Below are 1056 nucleotides of genomic sequence, written 5' to 3'. Positions count from 1 at the left end.
CGCCCAACCCCCCAAGGGCCGTTTTTGTTTCGGCGTTTCCTCAACACACTTTTCGACGCTAATCCCTTCTCACCAAACGTGATCTAGTTGCCAGTTTGCTTTTCTTAACTATTTGTTACGTCAACGCATTTTATAACCTACTCATTTACAGCGAGTGGGTTAGGGCGTACATAAGGTTTTGTTGTTTGGAATTTGTGTTTGGACTTTATATAAATAAAAACAATGGCTTAGTGGTATCTTGTTTGCGGATGGCAAGAGCTGTCATCGACTGGAGGTGATTCACAGACTCTCATTGTGCTAGGCAGGGCGTATCTACGCCTTGATTTTCAGCCTTGAGTTAAGCGCAAAAGGGTGAGGGCGTATCGCGAATAGCTTTTATAATTTCGACTATTGAGTTCATTCACACAAAACAACCAAACAAGTAATCGTGAGTGGAAACGAGCAGGAGAACAACATGAGTGGCTTACAGGAAACGCAATCAGCAGGTGCAAACGTGATTTTGCACGCCTTTGATTGGAAGTACGCTGACATTGCCCAACGAGCAAATGAAATCCACGAGCTAGGTTATGGTTCGGTGCTGGTTTCGCCACCAATGAAAAGCGCCCACGATGAACGTTGGTGGCAGCGCTATCAACCACAAGATTACCGTGTTATCGACAACGCGCTCGGTGACACCCAAGACTTCATCTATATGGTTCGTGAGCTCGAACGCGTAGGCGTTTTGGTGTACGCCGATGTGGTGTTTAACCACATGGCTAACGAAGCACATTTACGCCGTGATCTGCAATATCCTCGTCAGGACGTGTTAGATCAATACCGACAAGACGAACAGAAATACCAGTCTCTGAAGCTTTTCGGCGATTTATCCAAACCGCTATTTAGTGAAGAAGATTTTGTTGAAGCGTTTGGTATCAAAGACTGGAAAGATAAATGGCAGGTCCAAAATGGCCGAATTACAGGTGGGCCAACCGATCCTGGTTTACCAACCCTTCGCGTTTGTGAACATGTTGTCGAGCAGCAGCGAGCTTACCTAAAAGCATTGAAAGCGATAGGTGT

At 45.7% G+C, this 1056-nt stretch carries 1 protein-coding gene; it reads left to right on the top strand.

Features of this window, described 5'->3' with window-relative positions:
- Nucleotides 1-454 precede the first annotated feature (454 nt).
- A partial coding sequence (locus R7D93_RS26055; protein ID WP_318129652.1) for an alpha-amylase family glycosyl hydrolase occupies nucleotides 455-1056 on the top strand: 602 nt, incomplete at its 3' end.

The organism is Vibrio sp. YT-15 (genome assembly GCF_033337445.1).
Taxonomy (GTDB): domain Bacteria; phylum Pseudomonadota; class Gammaproteobacteria; order Enterobacterales; family Vibrionaceae; genus Vibrio; species Vibrio alginolyticus.
This window is presented reverse-complemented; position numbering and strand designations above follow the sequence as displayed.